Below are 569 nucleotides of genomic sequence, written 5' to 3'. Positions count from 1 at the left end.
GCGCGAGCCCGGTCGACCAGCTACCCGATCAACTGATCGTCCAACAGGTCCGCCGACAGCTCGACCGGCCGGACCTCTTCAACCGCCTCAACCGAGGCGATCACGTCGCTCATCAGGTGCTCTTCCTTGATCGGGAGATACACCGGTCACCGTACAGACCCTTCCCGGAAGCGCGGTGTCGGACGGGCCGCCGTCGTACAGCAACCACCGGTACCTGGTGAAGATCATCTCCCACTGTGCGGCCGTATTTGTGGTTCCCGCTGTTCGTTTCGCGAGGCGAGGAGGCCCATACTCGAGTGCGGCATCGTCGTGTCCTACGAGACAATCAGGCACTGAGCCTCTTTCATCCTGAGTTTTCGCTGGTCGCAGGGCTGTGGATCATGAGGGTGTGGACGGCGGCGATCAGGCGGCTGATGCGGTTGGTCGAGCAGCGGGCTTTGCTGAAGGCCTTCCAGGCCTTCAGCTGGGCGAAGGCGCGTTCGCCGGGTGCTCGGAGTCGGGCGTGGTCGCGGTTGTACTGCTGGTAGTGGTCGGGGAGTTCGTGGTGGTTGTAGTACGGGGTGCGGAAG

Annotated in this window: 1 protein-coding gene; it reads right to left on the bottom strand. The window is 63.3% G+C overall.

The window, feature by feature from the left end:
- Window positions 1-343: 343 nt before the first annotated feature.
- Window positions 344-569, bottom strand: a 226-nt coding sequence (locus AC2TEW_RS39075) for a transposase family protein (protein ID WP_484627862.1), incomplete at its 5' end; no start/stop codon positions are given.

Source organism: Kitasatospora sp. NEAU-CNBT7 (genome assembly GCF_057220535.1).
The sequence above is the reverse complement of the archived record's forward strand: the minus strand, read 5'-3'. Positions and strand labels throughout refer to the sequence as shown.